Raw genomic sequence first — 20198 nt, 5'->3', positions numbered from 1 at the left:
AACATCTCGCGATGTGCCCGCCCCACCGGCGTCCGTACGAACGGGCCGACCGGATTCCGCCCGGTCCTGGTCGGCCCCCGGGACCGAACCGACCGCGACCGGCGACCGGATTCCGCCCGGATCCCGACCGTAATCGTCAGGTACGCATCATCCGGGCGATGGCCTTCGTGGCCTCCTCGACCTTCGCGTCGATCTCGGCGCCGCCCTTGACGGCCGCGTCGGCGACACAGTGCCGCAGATGCTCCTCCAGCAGCTGGAGCGCGAAGGACTGGAGCGCCTTCGTCGACGCGGAGACCTGGGTGAGTATGTCGATGCAGTAGACGTCCTCGTCGACCATCCGCTGAAGGCCGCGGATCTGGCCCTCGATCCGGCGCAGCCGCTTGAGGTGCTCGTCCTTGTCCTTGTGGTAGCCGTGAATGCCGAGGTCGTGGTCGGTGACCGGCACGTCGAGGGCTGGGGGCGCGGTGACCGGGGGGCCGGCCGCGTCGGTGGTCGTCATCGGGACCTCCCGTGGTCGTGGACACGCGGAGTGATACCGCGCGTACTGCTGTGGACGGAAACGTTCTTCAGTGCGGGGTTCGTATACCCCTCATGGGTATATGGTACCGGCTGGGCCGTGATCACGGGGCGGATCGCCGTCCCGCCCCGGGGGCGCCCCGCCGACATCGTCGCAAAACCTTCGGTGCCGGGCCCGTGCTGATCAAGGCACCCCATCGGCGACACTGAGTAATGCCGGTTGGCCGTGGCCGGATGAATGCGCCTAGCATCAGCCTGTCCGAATCCAAAGCACCCCAGGGACCCCACGTGCGATTTCGTCTGACCCCCAGGGAGACGAGCTTCTACGACATGTTCGCGGCCTCCGCGGACAACATCGTCACGGGCTCCAAGCTCCTGATGGAACTGCTCGGGGCCGACGCTTCCTCGCGGAGCGAGATCGCGGAGCGGATGCGGGCCGCGGAGCACGCGGGCGACGACGCCACCCATGCCATTTTCCACCAGCTCAACTCCTCGTTCATCACGCCTTTCGACCGCCAGGACATCTACGCCCTCGCGTCGTCCCTGGACGACATCATGGACTTCATGGAAGAGGCCGTCGACCTCGTCGTCCTCTATCAGATCGAGGAATTGCCCAAGGGCGTCGAGCAGCAGATCGAGGTACTGGCCCGGGCGGCCGAGTTGACCGCCGAGGCGATGCCGCATCTGCGGACTCTGGACAATCTCACCGAATACTGGATCGAGGTCAACCGGCTGGAGAACCAGGCGGACCAGATCCACCGCAAACTGCTGGCCACCCTCTTCAACGGCAAGTACGACGCCATCGAGGTGCTCAAGCTCAAGCAGATCGTGGATGTGCTGGAGGAAGCGGCGGACGCCTTCGAACACGTCGCCAACACCGTGGAGACCATCGCGGTCAAGGAGTCCTGACCTTCGTGGACACCTTCGCCCTGGTCGTGACCATCGGTGTCGCGCTCGGCTTCACCTATACCAACGGCTTTCACGACTCCGCCAACGCGATCGCGACCTCCGTCTCCACCCGGGCCCTGACCCCGCGCGTCGCGCTGGTGATGGCGGCGCTGATGAATCTGGCGGGGGCGTTTCTCGGCCAGAGCGTCGCGAAAACGGTGAGCGAGGGCATCATCGAGACCCCGCCGTCCGGCGGCAAGGGGATGGGCATCCTCTTCGCGGCGCTGCTCGGCGCGATCGTCTGGAACCTGGTCACCTGGTACTTCGGTCTGCCGTCGTCGTCCTCGCACGCCTTGTTCGGCGGGATGGTCGGCGCGGCTCTCGCGGGCGGTACGGAGGTCATCTGGTCCGGGGTGCTGGAGAAGATCATCATCCCGATGTTCGTCTCCCCGTTCGTCGGTCTGATCGCGGGCTATCTGGTGATGGTCGCGATCATGTGGATGTTCCGGCGGGCCAACCCCAACAAGGCGCGGCGCGGCTTCCGGATCGCGCAGACGGTCTCCGCCGCGGCGATGGCGCTGGGCCATGGCCTCCAGGACGCCCAGAAGACCATGGGGATCGTGGTGATGGCGCTGGTCATCGCCGATGTGCAGCAGTCCGGCGACGAGATCCCGGTCTGGGTGCGGATCGCCTGTGCGGTGATGCTGTCGCTCGGTACGTACGCGGGCGGCTGGCGGATCATGCGTACCCTCGGCCGCAAGATCATCGAACTGGATCCGCCGCAGGGCTTCGCCGCCGAGAGCACCGGCGCGTCCATCATGTTCGGCTCGGCGTTCCTCTTCCACGCGCCGATCTCCACCACCCATGTGATCACCTCCGCCATCATGGGCGTGGGCGCCACGAAACGGGTCAACGCGGTCCGCTGGGGCGTCGCCAAGAACATCGTTCTGGGCTGGTTCATCACCATGCCCGCGGCGGCGGCGGTCGCGGCGGCCGGCTACGCGATCATCTGGCTGGCCTTCGCCTGACGCCCGGGACGCCCGGGGTGTCGGGGCCGGGGTGGCGGGGGCGCTGTCGTGGGGCGCGAGCACGCCCCCGAAGGGCGCTGACCGCCCCCGGGCCGTATCAACGCCCCCCCCCCGGGCCCTGATAGCCCCCGAAAGACGCCGATGGCAAAGAGGCGGGCCCGCCCCCCGGGAAGTGGAGGGGCGGGCCCTTCGTCGTGCGGTGGCACCGCCATGCAGCACCGCAGGACGGCCGGCGGCGGCGGCGCCGGTGGTGGTGGCGCCGAGCCGGGTCCGGAGCCGTACGGCTCAGCCGAAGCGGCCGGAGATGTAGTCCTCGGTCGCCTGCACGGACGGGTTGGAGAAGATCCGCTCGGTGTCGTCGATCTCCACCAGCTTCCCGGGCTGGCCGACGGCCGCCAGGTTGAAGAAGGCGGTACGGTCCGAGACCCGGGCCGCCTGCTGCATGTTGTGGGTGACGATGACGATCGTGAACCGTTCCTTCAGCTCGCCGATCAGGTCCTCGATCGCCAGGGTCGAGATCGGGTCGAGCGCCGAGCAGGGCTCGTCCATCAGCAGCACGTCCGGTGCCACCGCGATCGCGCGGGCGATGCAGAGCCGCTGCTGCTGACCGCCGGAGAGGCCGGAGCCGGGCTTGTTGAGCCGGTCCTTGACCTCGTTCCACAGGTTCGCGCCGCGCAGCGACTTCTCCACGACCTCCGCCAGCTCGTTCTTCTTGTACGAGCCGTTGAGCCGCAGGCCCGCCGCGACATTGTCGAAGATCGACATGGTCGGGAAGGGGTTGGGCCGCTGGAAGACCATGCCGACGGTGCGGCGTACGGCGACGGGGTCGACGGAGGACCCGTACAGGTTCTCGTCGTCCAGCAGCACCTTGCCCTCGACCCGGCCGCCGGGGGTCACCTCGTGCATCCGGTTCAGGGTGCGCAGAAAGGTGGACTTGCCGCAGCCGGAGGGGCCGATGAAGGCGGTCACGGAGCGGGGCTCCACGGTCATCGAGATGTCCTCGATCGCCTTGTGGGTGCCGTAGTAGGCGGTCAGTCCGCTGATGTCGATTCGCTTGGCCATGAGTTCAGATCACTTCCCAGTCGCCGCGCTCAGCGGCCGGTCTTCGGGGCCTTCCAGCGGGCGATGCCGCGGGCCACCAGGTTGAGGAGCATGACGAAGGCGATCAGGACCAGGGCGGCGGCCCAGGCGCGGTCGTACGACGCCTCACTGCCGACCCGGTACTGCTCCCAGATGTAGAAGGGGAGCGACGACTGGGCGCCTTCGAAGGGGTTGGTGTTGATCAGCTGGCTGCCGAAGACCAGCAGCATGATCGGGGCGGTCTCGCCGGCGATCCGGGCGACGGCCAGCATCACACCGGTGGTGATGCCGCCGAGCGCGGTGGGGACGACGACCTTGATGATGGTGCGCCACTTCGGTACGCCGAGCGCCAGTGACGCCTCGCGCAGCTCGTTCGGTACCAGCTTCAGCATCTCCTCGGTGGACCGGACCACGACGGGGAGCATCAGGATCGCCAGCGCCAGCGCGCCCATCAGACCGGACGGGCTCAGCTCGAACATCAGCATGATGGAGAGCAGGAAGAGGCCCGCGACGATCGACGGGATGCCGGTCATCACGTCGACGAAGAAGGTGACGGCCCGGGCGAGGGCGCCCTTGCCGTACTCGACCAGGTAGATCGCGGTGAGCAGGCCGAGCGGTACCGAGACCAGGGCGGCCAGGCCGACCTGCTGGAGGGTGCCGACGAGGGCGTGGTAGACGCCGCCGCCGGGCTCGAAGCCGGGGACTCCGGCCATGGAGTGGGTGAGGAAGTAGCCGTCGAGGACCTTGATGCCCCGGCTGACGGTCACCCAGATCAGGGAGAACAGCGGCACCACGGCGAGGATGAAGCAGACCCAGACGATGCTGGTGGCCAGCTTGTCGCGGGCCTGCCGCCGGTTCTCGACCGCCGAGGTGACGGCGTACGAGATCGCCATGAAGAAGATCGCGGAGAGCAGTCCCCACTGGACTTCGCTGTGCCAGCCGGCGACCGCGCCGAGTCCGCAGCCGAGGGCGGTACCGGCGGCGGCGAAGCCGAGGGGCGCCCAGCGGGGCAGGGAGCGGCCGGTGAGTGCGCCGGTTCCGGGGGCGCTGACGGGCGCCGGGGCGCTGTCCTTGGTCACTGTCTGGCTCATGCGTTGGCCCCCGAGTACTCCTTGCGGCGGGCGATGATCATGCGGGCGCCGCCGTTGACCAGCAGGGTGAGGAGGAAGAGCACCAGGCCGGAGGCGATCAGCGCGTCCCGGCCCAGCTCGTTGGCCTCGTCGAACTTGGCGGCGATGTTCTGGGCGAAGGTGCCGCCGCCGGGGTTGAGCAGATGTCCGGAGATCAGGAAGCTCGGCGACAGTACGGTCGCGACGGCCATCGTCTCGCCCAGGGCCCGGCCGAGGCCGAGCATCGAGGCGGAGATGACGCCGGAGCGGCCGAAGGGCAGGACCGACATCCGGATGACTTCCCAGCGGGTGGCGCCGAGGGCCAGGGCGGCTTCCTCGTGCATCTTCGGGACCTGGAGGAAGACCTCGCGGCTGACGCTGGTCACGATCGGCAGGATCATGATCGCCAGCAGGACGCCGACGGTGAAGAGGGAGCGGGCGACGCCGATCTCGGTCTTCTCGAAGACGTACGTCCAGCCGAAGAACTGGTCCAGCCAGAGGTTGAGCCCCTCCAGGTACGGGACCAGGAAGAGGGCGCCCCAGATGCCGTAGATGATCGACGGCACGGCGGCCAGCAGATCGACTACGTAGGCGATCGGCGCGGCGAGCCTGCGGGGCGCGTAGTGCGAGATGAAGAGGGCGATGCCGACGGCGACGGGGACCGCGATCAGCATGGCGATCACCGAGCTGACGACGGTGCCGAAGAGGAGGACGGCGATGCCGAAGACCGGCGGGTCACCGGCCGGGTTCCAGTCGAAGGTGGTGAGGAAGTTCCCCTCGTTCTCCGAGAGGGCGATCGCCGTGCGGTAGGTGAGGAAGGCGGCGATCGACGCCATGATCACCAGCAGCAGGATGCCGGAGCCGCGCGACAGGGCGAGGAACACCTTGTCGCCCGCGCGGCCGGTGGACCCGCCGCGGGCGGCGAGCGTGCCGGTGGCCGCCCCGGGGGGCGGGGAGTCCAGTGGTTCTATGGGTGTCGTGGAAGCCATGGTCTTTCCGGTCTGTGTGGGGGATGGGCTCCCCTGGCGGCGGTGCACCGGATGGGCGGACGGACGGAAGAGGCGGACGGGGGCGGGCGGGAGGCGGGGCGGCCGGCCGTGACCGCCCCGCCGTTCGGGGCCCGGCCGGGCCCGGTGTGGGCCGTGGCCGGGGGCCGGGGGCGCTGCCCCGGGGGTGCCGATACGGAAGCCTCGGGCGCTTCGGGCGCCGTGCCGTTCCGGCGTCAGCTCAGTCCGGCGACCGTCTCGCGGACCTTCGCGTTGATCTCGGCCGGGATCGGGGCGTAACCGGCGTCCGACAGGACCTTCTGGCCCTCGTCGCTCGCGGTGTAGGTGAGGAACGACTTCACCGTGTCGAGGGTGTCGCCCTTGTTGCCGGTGTCGCAGACGACCTCGTAGGTGACCAGGACGATCGGGTAGGCGCCGTCGGCCTTGGTGGCGTAGTCGAGCTCCAGGGCCAGGTCCTTGCCGGTGCCCTTGACCTTGGCGGCGGCGATGGCCTTGGAGGCGTTCTCCGAGGTCGCCTTGACCGGGGCGGCGGCACCGGTGGCGATGTCGACCGTGGGGATGGACTGCGAGGTCGCGTACGACAGCTCGAAGTAGCCGATCGCGCCCTCGACCTGCTTGACCTGGGCCGCGACACCGGAGGAGCCGGAGGCGGCCTGGCCACCGGGGGCGGGCCACTTCTTCTCGGCCTCGTACGGCCAGTCGGCGTCGGCGGTGGCGCCCAGGTACTTGCCCAGGTTCTGCGTGGTGCCCGAGTCCTCGGAGCGGTGGAACGCCTGGATCGCCGTGTCGGGCAGGTCCTTGCCCTTGTTCAGCTCGGCGATCGCCGGGTCGTTCCACTTGGTGATCTTGTTGTTGAAGATCTTGGCGATGGTGGCGGCGTCCAGCGTCAGCCCCTCCACCCCGGGGAGGTTGTAGCCGATCGCGATCGGGCCGCCGACCATGGGCAGGTTGATGCCCTGGCCGGTCTTGCAGATCTTCTTCGAGTCGGCGACCTCGTCGGGCTTCAGCGCCGAGTCCGAGCCCGCGAAACCGACCGTGCCCTGGGTGAAGGCGACGATGCCCTCACCGGACGAGGACGACTTGTAGTTGATCTCCACGCCCGAGCAGGCGGCCATGTAGTTCTTGACCCACAGGTCCATGGCGTTCTTCTGCGCGCTGGACCCGGACGCCAGCAGCTTGCCCTTGGCGCCGTCGCACTTGATGTTCGACGCGGCGGAGGTCTTGCCGCCGTTGCCGGTGCCGTTCGTGTTGTCGTCCGAACCGCACGCCGTGAGGACCAGGGCCCCGGTGACGGCGAGGGCGCCGAATGCGGTGGCGCGAAGCCCGTTCTTGCGCTGAAGCTTCACTTTCGGGTGTTCCTTCCAGAAGCCGCCGGGGTTCCGGTGCCGGGACGTCGGGCGGCGTGGGTCGGGGGTGGGGGGAGCCGGCCCGGTGCCGGTCACCACGTAGGGCCGAAATTAGGCAGAACAGGTGAAGTGCCCCGAGGGGGTGGATGAACGGCAGGTGAACCGTGTCGGGCGGCTGGGTGGCAGCGGTCGTGGGGGCCGGGAGGGTACGGAACGGGGACGGAAAGGCGGAGAAAAAGGGGGGAGGAGGGGGAAACGGTGGGGGGAAGCGGGTACGGCGGGGTTTCGGGTACGGCGGGCCGTAGGGGGGTGCCCTCACCCGACGGTGGGCGAACGGAAGTATGGGCGTACGAACTGGTGAACGGGCTGGTGGGCGGGGTGATACCGGTGGTACGCCGGTGCTGTCACCGCCGTCCGCAACCTAGCGCGCGAAGGCGGGTGCCGTGGCCGCCGTTACCCGTACGAGTGGCACGCGTTCGGGCCATCGGGGCGCGTTCTCGCCCCATGGCCGGGCCGTGGGCGGCCCCCGCCGGGCGCGGCTTCGGGCCCCGGCCGTGCGCCGGGGGCGCCCGCTCAGCTGTCGAGCGCCGTCAGCAGGGCCGTGACCAGGTCCCGGTCCCGCTCCTGACTGAGCCTGTCCCGGGCGGACGCGGGCGCGAGCCAGACCACCTCGTCCACCTCGTCACTCGGCGTGAACACGCCTCCGACGGCCTCGGCGGCCCAGTAGCGGACCTCTTTGGGGCGCCCCTCCACGACATAGCGGACCGTGGGCAGGGACGGCCCCGGCGCGCACTCCATCCCGGTCTCCTCCAGGGTCTCCCGCAGTGCGCCCGCGTACGCTGTCTCGCCCCGTTTGAGCTTGCCCTTCGGATGCGACCAATCGTTGTATTTCGGCCGGTGTACGAGGCAGATCTCCAGGCCCTCGGGGGTGCCCGGGGCGGCCCGCCACAGGACGCAGCCCCCGGCCAGGATCGGCTTCGCGGCCGGGTCCGGGGGCGGCTCCGCCGACCGGAGGTCCGGTTCCGGAGCCGGGGGCCCGCCCGGCGGCGGCGTGGTCACGGGATCCTCGTCCGGACCGCGAGGGAGCCGGGCCAGACCTCCTGGAAGGCGAACCGGACGGCCTCGACCTCGTGGCGCTGGTCGGCGTGGAGGACTCCGAGCGCGTACGCGGTCGCCGGGGCGATCCTGGGCGTTCCGGCGGCTTCGGCGGCGGCCTCGGCCGCTTCGGCGGCGTCGCGGTGCCGGTCGAGGAGGCCGCTCGCGCGGTTGAGGGCGGGCGGTGCCGCGCCCGGCCGGAGGGCTTCCAGTACCTCCAGCGCGTAGCGGTGCAGCCGGAGCAGTTGCCGGACCCGGTTCCAGGTCGCGTCCTGGGCCGCTTCGGCGGGGAGCCCGGTGAACGGGGTGTCCCCGGTGTACGGGTGCCCGGCGCGGCCCAGCGGCAGGGCGGCGGCGGCCTCCACGAGCCGCCGCTCGGCGTCGTCGGCGACGGGCAGCAGGACGTCCCCGGCGCGGGCGGCGGCCGGTGGCCTGAGGGGGAGGTCGGAGGTGAGCAGGGCGACGGCGTCGGCGACGGCGTGGAAGCGGGCCGAGCCGAGGGCGTCGAGCGTCGCGGAGTGGGCCCTGGTCTTCGCGAGGGTGAGCCGCCGTTCCAGCAGGGCCCCGGCGCGGGCGGTGCCAGCGGCGAGCGCGCCGCTCCGGCCCGCGGCGGGGCCGGGGGCGGTGTGACGCGGTACGGGTACGGCGCCCGGCGCCGTGGCCGGGGCCGTACCGGAGAGCCGGGCGAGGGCGTCGAGCAGGCGGCCGAGCCGGGAGGCGCAGGCGTGTTCCCGGGTGAGGGTCTCGGCGAGCCAGGCGAGTTCGGTGCGGAGCCCGTCGGCCCAGCCGGGGTCGAGCAGCGGCCGGAAGGTGTGCAGGGTGCCGCCGATCCGGCGGGACGCCATCCGCAGCGCGCGGGCGGCCCGCTCGGTGGCCTCGGCGTCGGCGCCGGTGGCCCGGCTCTCCTCGTACAGCCGCAGTCCGCGCAGGAAGTCGGCGGCCCTGGCATGCAGATACCCGGCGAGGGCGTCGCCCGCGGGGGAGTCGGCGCCGTAACGGGGGCCCGGGGCAGGGGCCGGGGCCGGTGGGTCCCCGTACGGCCGGGGGCCCGCGCCGCTTCCGGCGGGCCCGGCCGCCGCCCCGCCGAAGGCCCGTACGGCCGCTGGATCCGGGACGGGGTCCGGGATCGGTGCCGGGCCGCCGCCCGGGGCCCGTACCGTCACCGCGCCCGGCACCGCCCCCGTGACCGGCGGGTCGGTCGGTCCCACCGGTCCCGTCGGCGCTACCGCGGCGAACGGGTCCTGCGGCCCGCCGGGGCGCGCGGGCGCCGACGGGCCGTTCGAGCCGGGACGGCCGGTCCGGACCGGGTGGCCGGGGTGGCCGGACGGGATCGGGTCAGGGTTGTGCACGCCGGCGCCTCCGCGCGTCGATGAGCATCTCCTGGACGTTCCGCAGCGGCTGCCCGTCGGCGTCCGTCGAGTGCCGGGTCCAGGAGCCGTCCGGGCCCAGGTGCCAGGACGAGATGGTGTCGGACATGCCCGTCTCCAGGAGCCGGGTGAGGGCGGCGCGGTGGGCCGGGTCGACCACCCGGACCAGCGCCTCGATCCTGCGGTCCAGGTTGCGGTGCATCATGTCGGCGCTGCCGAGCCAGACTTCGGGTTCGCCGCCGTTGCCGAAGGCGAAGACCCGGGAGTGCTCCAGGAACCGGCCGAGTACGGAACGGACCCGGATGTTGTCGGACATACCGGGGACGCCGGGGCGGATGGCGCAGATGCCGCGGACCCAGATGTCGACGGGGACACCCGCCATCGACGCCCGGTAGCAGGCGTCGATGATCGCCTCGTCGACCATGGAGTTGACCTTGATCCGGACGTAGGCCGGGCGCCCGGCCCGGTGGTGCGCGGCCTCCTTGTTGATCCGTGCCACCAGTCCGTCGCGGAGCGACTTCGGCGCGACCAGCAGCCTGCGGTAGGTCTCCCGGCGGGAGTAGCCGGAGAGCCGGTTGAACAGGTCGGAGAGGTCGGCGCCGACCTGCGGGTCGGCGGTGAGCAGCCCGAGGTCCTCGTAGAGCCGGGCGGTCTTGGGGTGGTAGTTGCCGGTGCCGACGTGCGAGTAGCGGCGCAGCGTCTCGCCCTCCTGGCGGACCACCAGGGACAGCTTGCAGTGGGTCTTCAGACCGACCAGGCCGTAGACGACGTGGCAGCCCGCCTCCTCCAGCTTGCGGGCCCATTTGATGTTGGCCTGCTCGTCGAAGCGGGCCTTGATCTCGACCAGGACGAGGACCTGCTTGCCGGATTCGGCGGCGTCGATCAGCGCGTCGACTATCGGCGAGTCGCCGGAGGTCCGGTACAGGGTCTGCTTGATCGCCAGGACGTCAGGGTCGGCCGCGGCCTGCTCCAGGAACGCCTGGACGGAGGTGGAGAAGCTGTCGTACGGGTGGTGGAGCAGGACGTCCCGCTCCCGCAGCGCCATGAAGATATCGGGCGCGGACGCCGACTCGACCTCGGCGAGGTCGCGGTGGGTGCCCGCGATGAACTTGGGGTACTTCAGCTCGGGCCGGTCCAGGGCCGCTATCCCGAAGAGGCCGGTCAGGTCCAGCGGTCCCGGCAGCGGATAGACCTCGGCGTCGGTGATCTTCAGCTCGCGGACCAGGAGATCGAGGACGTACGGGTCGATGGACTCCTCCACCTCCAGCCGTACGGGCGGCCCGAACCGGCGCCGCATCAGCTCCTTCTCCAGGGCCTGGAGCAGGTTCTCGGCGTCGTCCTCCTCGACTTCCAGGTCCTCGTTGCGGGTGACCCGGAACATGTGGTGCGCCAGCACCTCCATCCCGGGGAACAGCTCCTCCAGATGAGCCGCGATCACGTCCTCCAGCGGTACGTACCGCTGCGGCGACGCCTCCAGGAAGCGGTTGAGCAGCGGCGGCACCTTGACCCGGGCGAAGTGGCGGTGGCCGCTGACCGGGTTGCGGACCACGACGGCCAGATTGAGGGAGAGGCCGGAGATATAGGGGAAGGGGTGCGCCGGGTCGACGGCGAGCGGGGTCAACACGGGGAAGATCCGCTGCCGGAACAGGGTGAAGAGACCGGCCTGCTCCTTCTCGGTCAGATCCGGCCAGCGGATCAGATGGACGCTCTCCTCGGCCAGGGCCGGGGAGACGTCCTGCTGGTAGCAGGCGGCGTGCCGGGCCATCAACTCCCGCGACCTGGTCCAGATCAGATCGAGGACCTCGCGCGGCTGGAGGCCGGAGGCGGAGCGGGTGGCGACACCGGTCGCTATCCGCCGCTTGAGTCCGGCGACCCGGACCATGAAGAACTCGTCCAGGTTGGAGGCGAAGATGGCGAGGAAGTTCGCCCGCTCCAGCAGCGGGGTCGCCGGGTCCTCGGCCAGCTCCAGTACGCGCTCGTTGAAGGCGAGCCAGCTGCGTTCCCGGTCCAGGAAGCGGCCGGGGGGCAGCTCGGCGCCGTTGCCGTGGTGGTCTTCCTCGTAGGAGTCCAGGTCGGCGTCGAGATCGGGTTCCAGATCGGACACCGTGGCGGCCACGGTGTGGGGCCGGTGGGCGGCGATGGAGCCGACGGACGGCTGGGGGTGCTGGACCGATGCCTCGGCAGGCTGCTGACTCATGAACCCATTCTTCCGCGTCAGGCGCGTGATGGGCGCGTCGGACCGGGCTGCGGGCATTCGTACGGACTCCGGGCCGGACCCGGAGGAGGGACCGAAGGCGGGGCCGGATACGGATGGCTGCATTGGGTGAGGGTCCCAGCGCTGTCTGAATGGCCGGTGAAGACCACATGACGTCCGGGAATCGGCCGGTGGCCGGGGTTGGCCCGTTCGGGTGCCCGGGGGCGTGCGGCGGGCGGGCGTTTCCCGGGGGCCGCGCCGGGGTGCGCCCCGGTCGTGTGCGGCCCGGGAGCGGTACGTGTCCGTACGCGTACGGCTCCCGGACATGGTTGACGCTTCTACGACTCCGGACTCCGGCACCGGTCCGCGACGCCGGGCGCCTGGTGCTGGTCCGGGCGCCTGGCGGATTCGGGGCTCTACGACTCGGTGCGGTACATCAGGTCCACCTCGTGGGTCCGGAACCCGAGGCGTTCGTAGACCCGTACGGCCGCCGTGTTGTCGGCGTCCACGTACAGCATCGCCGTCGGCAGCCCCTGTGCGGCGAGATGCCGCAGCCCGATCGCGGTGAGGACCTTGCCGAGCCCGAGGCCCTGCGCGTCGGGCCGTACGCCGACGACGTAAACCTCCCCGAGCTGCTCGGCGGCGTGCGTCTTGGTCCAGTGGAAGCCGATGATCTCGCCGTCGCGTTCGGCGAGGAAGAAGCCCCGGGGGTCGAACCACGGCTCGTTCATCCGGTCGTCGAGATCGCGCTGGGTCAGCGACCCCTGCTCGGGGTGATGGGCGAAGGCGGCGGCGTTCACCGCGAGCCACGCCGCGTCGTCCGTACCCGGTACGAAGGTCCGTACGGTGACCCCGCCGGGCAGGACCGGCTCCGGCAGATCGGCCGGGACCTCGGTGGGACGGTCGGGGGAGGCCAGCGGTCGGCGCATCTGCCGCAGCTCGCGGAAGAGGGTGAGCCCGAGGACCTGCGCCAGATGACGGGCGGCGGACTTCCCGCCGTGCGCCCAGACCCGCAGCCGCTTCCCCGACGCGGCGAGCAGCGCGCTCCCCAGCGCCCGCCCGTGCCCGCGCCCCCGGTGCGAAGGATGTACGACCAGCTCGGCGGCGGGCGCCTCGACGGGATCGACGTCCTCCAGCTGGGCGTAGCCGACGAGTTCACCACCGGCGGAGAGCAGCAGATGCCGTACGCCGTCCCGCTTTCCCCCGCGCAGCCGGAGCCGCCCCTGCTCGGACACGGCCTGCGTTCCGTCCGCCGCGGTGGCGGCTTCGAGCAGGGCGAGTACGGCATCGGCCTGGTCGGCCGTGAGGACGTCGAGGCTGTCGATCCGCCGTCCGGGCTCCGGGAGCACTCCGTCTGTCGTCATGGGGAAAGCCTACGGCGACGTGTTCCGTTTCCCGTGGGAGCGCCGGTCGCGGGGGCCGACGCGACCCCGGCCCCGGTCATATAAATCGACGGGCGGCCGTCATTCGTACGACCTACTGACCGGACAGCCCCATATTGGCGCCGTCCCGCAGATCCGAGAACCCTTGCGCGATGACGGCGGCAGGCTTGAGACAGGCGGTACGCGTCTTCACCGCCGTCGGCCCCTTGGCGCAGCCCAGCTCGTCGTAGCTGCGAATCGCGTCCTTGAGCTTGTGGGCGACGCCGTCGAGCGTCGCGAACCCCCGGCGCCCGTTGATCGCGTTCAGGGCCGCGTCGGCGGCGGCGGATGTGGCATCGGCGGCCGCCTGGCACTTCGCGCCGAACATCTGAGCCGACGACGTCGAGCAGGGCGAGTTCGTGCCGGACCCGTACTTCAGTTCATCCACCGAAAGGCGCCCCTCGACGGCGCGCTTCACCTCTTCGGCGATCTTCGCCCGCGAAGCCCTCGCCGCTTCCTCCGCCGAAGTCCGTTCTGTGGACCTGCCCGAGGAGCGCTCACCGCCGTCGGAATCGGTACATCCGGTGATCAGCGCCCCCGATATGCCCAGGACGACTACCGCTCGTAACGCGGACCGCTTCATACTCAACTCCCCCTCCAGACAGTCGCGTCACCCTACCGAGGGGTCGCACGGGCCCAGAAGGCGGAAACAGGACCCGGCTCGATCCTCATCGAAGTCTCCGGTCACATGAGGCGACTGATGAGGTGGGCCTGCCTCTGCTCGTCTGCGGTGATCGTCCGGGTGTCGCTCATGGTCTCCTCGGTCGGGATGGGCCTGATGACGGGGCCTGAGCAGGCCCCGGCGTTATCCGATGACGATCGGGTGCCCCGGCGCGTAGACACCCTCACCGACCCCGATCACCGTATTCCCCGTCATATACACGCTGCGCATGACCAGGACGGCCGCGTCATGGTCGAGGCGGAGGGCCTCGCGGTCCTCCGGGCTGGTGATCCGGGCATTCACGGTCTTCGAGGCGACGGCCACCGTGAGGCCGGACCTGTCCTGGTAGACCGCCTGCCAGGTGGGGTCGAGCGCTCGCGGTTCCTCGATCTCGGGGACGAACTCGGCGACCGAGAGGTGCACCCAGGACTGGGACGCCTGAAGGACGAGATCATCGCGGTTGACGGTACGGACCCGGTTGACGCACTCGCCCGGCCCGAGGTGTTCGGCGACCCAGTCCGGCGGAGCCGGAATCCGCAGGCTGCTCTTGTGGTCGATCGTCTCACCCTGCTGGGTGATTCCGCTGTTGATCCGTTGAGGGCCCGAGATCAGTTTCCGCCGGTCGGAGACGAATACACCCCTGCCCTGCTTGCCATGGACATAGCCCTCCGCCTTCAGGAGGGAGATGCCTCGGTAAACGCCGCTCTCGCTCAACTCGAACTGCTTCATCAGGGCAGATGTCGGCGGTAGTTGTTCACCCGCCTTCAGGGTGCTCCGGTCGATACGTGCCTTGATGTACGCGACCATGCCGGTGACCGTGCCCGCCATCTCGACTCCCTCGACATTTTCGTGGAATGAGGTGAATCGACGGTATCGGAGGGTGCCGGTGGGTAGGGCTGATGGCGATGGTCCGTCTCCCCCAGTTATGGGCCGGGGGAGACGGGCCATTTCATATGACCGGTGGGTCAGTGTTGGTCGGGTGCGGTCTGCTTGGTGGTGGTCAGGAAGTGGGCGAAGGCGTTCGGGGTGAACCGGAGGGCCGGGCCGCTGGGGGTCTTGGAGTCGCGGACGCCGATGCCGTCGCTGAGGTCCGCGATCTCGACGCAGTTGCCTCCGGAGTCGTTGCTGTAAGAAGACTTGAACCAGGTCGGCTCGGAAGCCGTGTTGTTGGTGTTGATGGCTACGTCCACTCTCGTGTGAGTTGTTCGAGGAACCCGGCCGTCTTGGCCGGGGGCAGGGCGCTGTCACGCATGGCGTCGAAGCGGCGGACGCTCCGTAGAACCTCACGTCGTTCGTCCGTGACGCTGATCGTGTTCCACATGTCGGTCTGCACGACCGGGGCCAGGGTTTCGGCGAAGTCGAGCAGCGTGAAGTTGCTCTCCGTTCGATAGGTGACGACATCGTGCGGGAGGACCTGGACGGTCACGTTGTCCAGCTCGGCCAGCTCCACGATCTCCCGGTGCTGGGCGCGCATGATGTCGTAGCCGCCGACGATCCGGCGAACCGCCGCCTCGTCCATGATGACCCGCAGCTCCAGCGGGTTCTCGGAGCGGGTGATCAGCTCCTTCCGCTCCATCCGCAGCCGGACGTTCTGTTCGATGTACTCGGTCGTGGTCTCGTCGACCGGTTTGGCGATCTGGTAGAGCGCCGCCGAGTAGTCCTCGGTCTGCAACAGTCCGTAGACGAAGGACGGCTGCCATGCCCGCATCACCGTCGCGTCCTGTTCCAGCCCCCTGAACGTCGGCATCTTCGACGGCATGTACGCCTTGTACGGCGTCCACGGCTCCTTGCTCAGGGACTCCCGGTGCAGCCGGAGCAGGGTCTCCTGGTCGTCTTCGCTCATCTCCGGGTCGAGATGGGCGATCAGCCGCTGTAGGTCGGCCACGCGCGGCAGATCGTTCTCACCGACCTCGACGCGGGCCAGCTTCGAGTGCGAGAAGCCGAGCGCGTCGGAGACCGATTGCAGTGTCATGCCCTTCTCCTCCCGAAGTTTTCGAAGCTCCTTGCCGAGCTCGCGGCGGCGGAATGTCGCTCCACGCTTTGCTGCCACTGTCCTAACCCTTTCCCCGGTCCTGTCGGTGCTCAACGTGACCTGTGCCAGGTGTCGCGACGGCCCCTGTGCCGGGCCCCGACACCCCCTGTCCGCTCTCGGAGAGACCCCTGTCCGGTGTCCTGGCATGTGCCACTTTCGACGCCTCCGAGAGTTCGCTTGCACAGTAAATCGCACATGCCGCACGGTAGTTGGGCGGTTTGGTGGAGATGCCTGCCGTGCGGCCTTCGTCTGCGCCCGCCCGAACGGTCCCACCGTCCCGGGCGGCTCCGGGCCGCGGACGCGCCCCGTCGACAGCCGGTACGGGAAGCCGCGTCGAACCCCACGAGGACCCGCGCCCCGCGCGGGCCCGCATCCCCGACGGAGGTAGGGCGATGGGACTCACCAGGCCGAACCACACGCTGTGGCGGCCCGGCGCGACGGTCGGGGATATGCCGCCCACGGCGCGTCCGGCGGGCGGTGACGCATTCGAAGTCATTTGTGAGACAAACGAGTTGTGTGTGCGGGAGATGCGGGGGCTGGCTCGCGGCCGACTCGGTCGATGGGGGCACGCCCCCGGAGTCGTCGACGACGTCGAGCTGGTCGTCTCCGAGCTGGTGACCAACGCCGTCCGGCACGGGCGCGGGCCCGTGGCGCTTCGGGTGACCGGCTCCGGGCGGGACATCTGCGTCGAGGTGACCGGGCGCGATCCGGTTCTGGCGGCGCATCGGCGGGCCGGGGTCGGCGACGAGAGCGGGCGGGGGCTCGTCATCGTCGCCGCGCTCTCGTCGGGGTGGGGGATCAGCGCCGACGGGCTGACCGTGTGGAGCCGGATCCCCGTATCCGCCGGGAGTGGTGGCGCGTGAAGACCGAGAGCCTGCTCGCCGAACTCCCGCCGCCGCGCGCCTGCGTGTGCCGGGTCTGTGCGCGGGAGACCACCGCCGCCGTCGAGGTGCGGCCCGGGGTCGTCGTCTGCCCCGAGCACATCCTCGACGCCTACACCGGCGCGCCCCGCGCCCGCGATGTCGAGGTGATCCGGTGAACCGACCCGAGCTGCCCCGGTTCCAGGGGCGCGTCGTGCCCTGGATAACGCCCTGGTCCGGGGGGCCGACCCTGCCGGAGCCGCTGGTTCTCGCGCCCGGTGGGCGGGGGATCGCGTACGCCGACGAGGGCGTGCGGGACCGGACGTACGACGGTGTGCTGCTCGGCCGGGGACGCGCCCGGCGCGCGCCGGGCGGCGGCGGGCGGCCCCTCTACGACCAGGTCGACCCCCGCCGCCAGCACCACGCCGCCGATCTGCTGCTCTGCCAGATCTGCGGGCGCCGGCCGCCGCCGTCGCCGCGCGGGCTGTTATGGCTGCTGCCCGGGGCGGCGGACCATCCGGCGGAGGACGCGTTGGTGCTCGGGCCGCCCCTTTGCCCCGATCCGTGCGCGCTGCTCGCCGTCGCGCAGTGCCCGGCCCTCGCCCGGGGGCATACGGCGGTACGGGTCCGCTACCCCCGAGCCTGGGGCTATCGGGGCGTCCTGCACACCACGGACCTCCGGCCCGCCGGGGAACCCGTACAACTGCCCCACGAGGACCCCCGGCTGCCCTGGCTGCTGGCCGATCTCGCCGTGACCCGGCTGATGGGGTGCGCCGTGGTCGATCTGGCCGCCGAAACGGCTCGGTGACCCGGTCGGCGAGGACGGTCCGGTGCCGATATCACGCCGAACCCGTACGGAACGTTTCAGCCAACAAGCCTGAATCGCGTAACCACGGACAGCGCGCTCCCCCCTCTGGTAGTACAGGGATTGTGACCGCACAGGACGAACATGCTCCCCCGGTCGAAGAACTCGTGTGCTGTGTCGGGCTCGGCCCCGGATGGGTCGATCTGACACTCGCGACGGGTGTCCGCACCGAGGCGGAGGCGCTGGCCAGGCGGGCCGTGGAAGTCTACGGACCGCGTGGACTGAGGATCGAGGAGCAGGCGCTCTTCGACGATGTGGCCGATCGGGCCATGGACTTGAACGCCGACGGGCCCGTAATGGCCGCCGTCTTCTATTCCGGTACCGGCGAGGCCGTCGCCGACTTCGTGATCGACACCTATCTCGATCAGCAGGAGACGGGCGCGGTGGACGATACCGACGCGGCGGACGACCCGGATCCGCCGAGGCGTGGACTCGACCAGGCCAGGACGCTGCTGCTGGACTGGGCCGGTGGCGGTACCGCTGGAACGCCCGAGGTGACGTACCCCGATCTGCCCGCGGGGCCCGCCGTCCGGGTCCTCTCCCAGGTGCGGACGCGACAACTGCTCGGACTGGTCCGGCACGACACCGGGTCTTTGACGTACGCGGTGCTTCCGCCGGGCTTCCGCAGTCTGGTGCTGGCCTCCTTCACCTGGCGCAATATGGCGCACACACGGAAGGTGGCGACCCTGGCGGAGGAGCTGATGGCCACCCTCCAGGTGGTGCCGAGAGGGTATCCGCTGGTCTGACCGGCCGACTGGTGACCCGCCCCCTGACTCATACAGGGGGCGGGTCATTTTTATGACCGGATTCCTCACCGGACAGAATTGTCACAGCGCTGTTATATTAGCGCTGTGACAGTTTCCGATCCGACCGAACTGCCCGACCCCTGGCACGCCCTGCACGAACTGCTGGCCGCCATGGACGCCGAGATCGAGCAGGTCTACACCGAGCACGGCATCCAGGGCGTACGGCCCCGGTTCGCCTATCCGCTGATCCGGCTCGCGCATACCGGGCCGCTCACCATCCGCGAACTCGCGGAGTCCCTGAACCGCTCCCACTCGGCGATCAGCCAGACCGTCGCAGCCATGCGCAAGGAGGGGCTGGTCAGCTCCGAGCCGGGGCCCGACGCCCGGACCCGGCGGATCGCCCTCACCGAGTACGGCCGGTCCCTGGTGCCGTTCCTGGAGGCCGAGTGGCGGGCCACCCACGCCACCGTCGCCGAGCTGGACCGGGAGACCCCGTACGCGATGACCGCGGTCGTCGCCGACGTACGGCGGGCACTGGCCAGGCGGCCCATGCGGCGCCGGGTCCTCGACCATCTGATCGAGCCGCCGCAATGAGCGGGACGAGCGGGGGCGGACGGCTCGTCGACCTCCGGCCGCTGCGGACCAGCCCGCCGTTCCGCGATGTGGTGATCGGCCTGGCCGCCTCCCAACTCGGCGGCCAGATCGCCAATGTGGCCGTACTCGCCCAGGTGTGGGAGCTGACCCGCAGCCCGCTGGGCACCGGGGCCATCGGGCTGGCCACCGGGGTGCCGATGGTGGTGTTCGGGCTGCTCGGCGGGGTGCTGGCCGATTCGGTCGACCGCCGGGCGGTGGTACGCGCCACCACCGTCGGGCAACTCCTGGCCGCCGCCGGGCTGTGCGCCCAGGCGCTGGCGGACAACCGCAGTGTGCCGGTGCTCTTCGCGCTGATCGCCCTCTCGGCCGCCTGCGGCGCGCTCGGCGCCCCCGCCCGGCGTACCTTCGCGGTCCGGCTGCTGCCCGGGGACCAGGTCCCGGCCGGTCTGGCGCTGAACAACATCTCGTTCCAGGCGGCGATGCTGGCCGGGCCCGCGGTGGCCGGGCTGATCATCGCCCGGGGCGGCTTCCCCGCCGCCTACGCCGTCCAGGCGGCGGCCGTCGCCGTCGCGGCGCTCGCCCTGATCCGGCTGCCCGCGATGCGGCCGGAGGGCATCGCGGCGGGCGGCCGACGGCGGGCCGAGCCCGGTGGCTGGGGGATCGCCCTGCGCAGGCCGACGCTCTGGGGCTGTCTCGCCACCGATCTGGCCGCGACCCTGCTCGCCATGCCGATCGCGCTCTTCCCACTGGTCAACGAGGCCCGGTTCGGGGGCGATCCACGGACCCTCGGCCTCTTCCTGTCGGCCGTGGCGGTCGGCGGGATCACGGCCGGGCTGCTCTCCGGCACCATCACCCGGGGCCGCCGCGCCGGCCGGACCCAACTGCTCGCGGCCGGGGTGTGGGGACTCGCCCTGGCCGGATTCGGACTCGCCGGGCCCCTGTGGCTGGCCCTCGGCTGTCTGGCCGTCGCCGGGGCCGCCGACACCACCTCGGTCATCAGCCGCAGTTCGGTGCTCCAACTGGAGACCCCGGACGCCTACCGGGGCCGGGTCTCCTCGATGGAGCACGTCATCGGCGTCGCAGGTCCCGAACTCGGCAACTTCCGGGGCGGTGCGGTGGCATCCGCCACCTCCGCGTCGTTCTCCCTGGTCACCGGCGGGCTCTCGGCGGTGCTGGCGGTCGCCCTGGTCGCGGTGGCCAACCGGCCGCTCCGGGAGTACTGCCTGCCGGACCCGGCGGGACCGAGCCCGGCGGGACTGGATCAGGGTGTCGCCGAGGCCGCTTCCGACGGCAGACCCGGCGCCGAGCCCGTCGGCTCCCCCTGAGGGCCGGGGGAGCCGACGCGCCGACGGGCGGCCGGGCGGCCGGGCCGACACCGGGCCCGGCCGC

The 20198-nt window shown here is 70.8% G+C and carries 21 protein-coding genes; 8 read left to right on the top strand and 13 right to left on the bottom strand.

The genetic code is table 11. The features are described 5' to 3' along the window. Positions 1 to 136: 136 nt before the first annotated feature. Positions 137 to 499 (bottom strand): metal-sensitive transcriptional regulator, encoded by a 363-nt coding sequence (locus tag AB0G74_RS14725; RefSeq protein WP_361145271.1) that lies wholly within the window; start codon positions 497 to 499, stop codon positions 137 to 139. A 305-nt stretch (positions 500 to 804) separates the two neighbouring features. On the opposite strand from AB0G74_RS14725, the gene AB0G74_RS14720 reads away from it, so the two are divergent. Next, a complete protein-coding gene (locus AB0G74_RS14720) occupies positions 805 to 1425 on the top strand; it encodes a DUF47 family protein (RefSeq protein WP_358823215.1) in 621 nt (206 codons plus the stop codon). Between the two features lie 5 nt (positions 1426 to 1430). After that, a complete protein-coding gene (locus tag AB0G74_RS14715; RefSeq protein WP_361145268.1) occupies positions 1431 to 2432 on the top strand; it encodes an inorganic phosphate transporter in 1002 nt (333 codons plus the stop codon). Positions 2433 to 2717: 285 nt separating this feature from the next. Here the strand turns inward: AB0G74_RS14715 and pstB are convergent, their stop codons facing one another. The 12 genes from pstB to AB0G74_RS14655 all read right to left on the bottom strand — a co-directional run bounded on the left by pstB (position 2718) and on the right by AB0G74_RS14655 (position 15762). Next, positions 2718 to 3494, bottom strand: a complete 777-nt coding sequence (gene pstB / locus AB0G74_RS14710; RefSeq protein ID WP_358823212.1) for a phosphate ABC transporter ATP-binding protein PstB — start codon at positions 3492 to 3494, stop codon at positions 2718 to 2720. Positions 3495 to 3523: 29 nt separating this feature from the next. Beyond that, positions 3524 to 4603: a phosphate ABC transporter permease PstA gene (pstA, locus tag AB0G74_RS14705; RefSeq protein ID WP_361145265.1), complete on the bottom strand. Its 1080-nt coding sequence runs from the start codon at positions 4601 to 4603 to the stop codon at positions 3524 to 3526. Beyond that, positions 4600 to 5610 carry a phosphate ABC transporter permease subunit PstC gene (gene pstC / locus AB0G74_RS14700; RefSeq protein WP_361145262.1) on the bottom strand — a complete coding sequence of 337 codons (1011 nt, stop codon included), beginning with the start codon at positions 5608 to 5610 and terminating at the stop codon, positions 4600 to 4602. The genes pstA and pstC overlap by 4 nt, the downstream gene beginning before the upstream one ends. A 233-nt stretch (positions 5611 to 5843) precedes the next feature. Then, on the bottom strand, positions 5844 to 6974 hold the full coding sequence (gene pstS, locus AB0G74_RS14695) for a phosphate ABC transporter substrate-binding protein PstS (RefSeq protein WP_361145260.1): 1131 nt from the start codon (positions 6972 to 6974) through the stop codon (positions 5844 to 5846). A 573-nt stretch (positions 6975 to 7547) separates the two neighbouring features. Then, positions 7548 to 7946: an NUDIX hydrolase gene (locus AB0G74_RS14690; RefSeq protein ID WP_361145330.1), complete on the bottom strand. Its 399-nt coding sequence runs from the start codon at positions 7944 to 7946 to the stop codon at positions 7548 to 7550. Between the two features lie 83 nt (positions 7947 to 8029). Continuing rightward, entirely contained in the window at positions 8030 to 9022 is a 993-nt protein-coding gene (locus tag AB0G74_RS14685) for a CHAD domain-containing protein (protein ID WP_361145328.1), read from the bottom strand. 382 nt (positions 9023 to 9404) lie between these two features. Next, positions 9405 to 11633, bottom strand: coding sequence for an RNA degradosome polyphosphate kinase (locus tag AB0G74_RS14680; protein WP_361145257.1), 2229 nt, complete (start codon positions 11631 to 11633; stop codon positions 9405 to 9407). A 413-nt stretch (positions 11634 to 12046) separates the two neighbouring features. Beyond that, on the bottom strand, positions 12047 to 12994 hold the full coding sequence (gene mshD / locus AB0G74_RS14675; RefSeq protein WP_361145254.1) for a mycothiol synthase: 948 nt from the start codon (positions 12992 to 12994) through the stop codon (positions 12047 to 12049). A 112-nt stretch (positions 12995 to 13106) separates the two neighbouring features. Then, positions 13107 to 13634: a hypothetical protein gene (locus tag AB0G74_RS14670; RefSeq protein WP_361145252.1), complete on the bottom strand. Its 528-nt coding sequence runs from the start codon at positions 13632 to 13634 to the stop codon at positions 13107 to 13109. A gap of 222 nt (positions 13635 to 13856) precedes the next feature. After that, positions 13857 to 14540, bottom strand: a complete 684-nt coding sequence (locus AB0G74_RS14665) for a GntR family transcriptional regulator (RefSeq protein WP_361145249.1) — start codon at positions 14538 to 14540, stop codon at positions 13857 to 13859. 137 nt (positions 14541 to 14677) lie between these two features. Further along, positions 14678 to 14902, bottom strand: coding sequence for a DUF397 domain-containing protein (locus tag AB0G74_RS14660; protein WP_361145246.1), 225 nt, complete (start codon positions 14900 to 14902; stop codon positions 14678 to 14680). After that, complete coding sequence (locus AB0G74_RS14655; RefSeq protein WP_361145243.1) at positions 14893 to 15762, bottom strand: helix-turn-helix transcriptional regulator; 870 nt, start codon at positions 15760 to 15762, stop codon at positions 14893 to 14895. Before AB0G74_RS14655 ends, AB0G74_RS14660 begins: the two co-directional genes overlap by 10 nt. Positions 15763 to 16271: 509 nt before the next feature. On the opposite strand from AB0G74_RS14655, the gene AB0G74_RS14650 reads away from it, so the two are divergent. The 6 genes from AB0G74_RS14650 to AB0G74_RS14625 all read left to right on the top strand — a co-directional run bounded on the left by AB0G74_RS14650 (position 16272) and on the right by AB0G74_RS14625 (position 20134). Continuing rightward, complete coding sequence (locus AB0G74_RS14650) at positions 16272 to 16607, top strand: ATP-binding protein (RefSeq protein ID WP_361145325.1); 336 nt, start codon at positions 16272 to 16274, stop codon at positions 16605 to 16607. After that, positions 16604 to 16783 carry a hypothetical protein gene (locus AB0G74_RS14645; RefSeq protein ID WP_361145240.1) on the top strand — a complete coding sequence of 60 codons (180 nt, stop codon included), beginning with the start codon at positions 16604 to 16606 and terminating at the stop codon, positions 16781 to 16783. Before AB0G74_RS14650 ends, AB0G74_RS14645 begins: the two co-directional genes overlap by 4 nt. After that, positions 16780 to 17412: a hypothetical protein gene (locus AB0G74_RS14640; RefSeq protein ID WP_361145237.1), complete on the top strand. Its 633-nt coding sequence runs from the start codon at positions 16780 to 16782 to the stop codon at positions 17410 to 17412. The genes AB0G74_RS14645 and AB0G74_RS14640 overlap by 4 nt, the downstream gene beginning before the upstream one ends. Positions 17413 to 17534: 122 nt before the next feature. Beyond that, on the top strand, positions 17535 to 18215 hold the full coding sequence (locus tag AB0G74_RS14635) for a hypothetical protein (protein ID WP_361145234.1): 681 nt from the start codon (positions 17535 to 17537) through the stop codon (positions 18213 to 18215). 105 nt (positions 18216 to 18320) lie between these two features. Next, positions 18321 to 18809 (top strand): MarR family transcriptional regulator, encoded by a 489-nt coding sequence (locus tag AB0G74_RS14630; RefSeq protein WP_361145231.1) that lies wholly within the window; start codon positions 18321 to 18323, stop codon positions 18807 to 18809. Then, the gene (locus AB0G74_RS14625; protein WP_361145229.1) at positions 18806 to 20134 is read left to right on the top strand and encodes an MFS transporter; all 1329 of its coding nucleotides are present in this window, start codon (positions 18806 to 18808) and stop codon (positions 20132 to 20134) included. The genes AB0G74_RS14630 and AB0G74_RS14625 overlap by 4 nt, the downstream gene beginning before the upstream one ends. The last annotated feature ends 64 nt before the right edge of the window (positions 20135 to 20198 follow it).

Origin of the sequence: Streptomyces sp. NPDC020875 (genome assembly GCF_040641415.1) — a bacterium.
In the GTDB taxonomy this organism is placed as follows: domain Bacteria; phylum Actinomycetota; class Actinomycetes; order Streptomycetales; family Streptomycetaceae; genus Streptomyces.
This window is presented reverse-complemented; position numbering and strand designations above follow the sequence as displayed.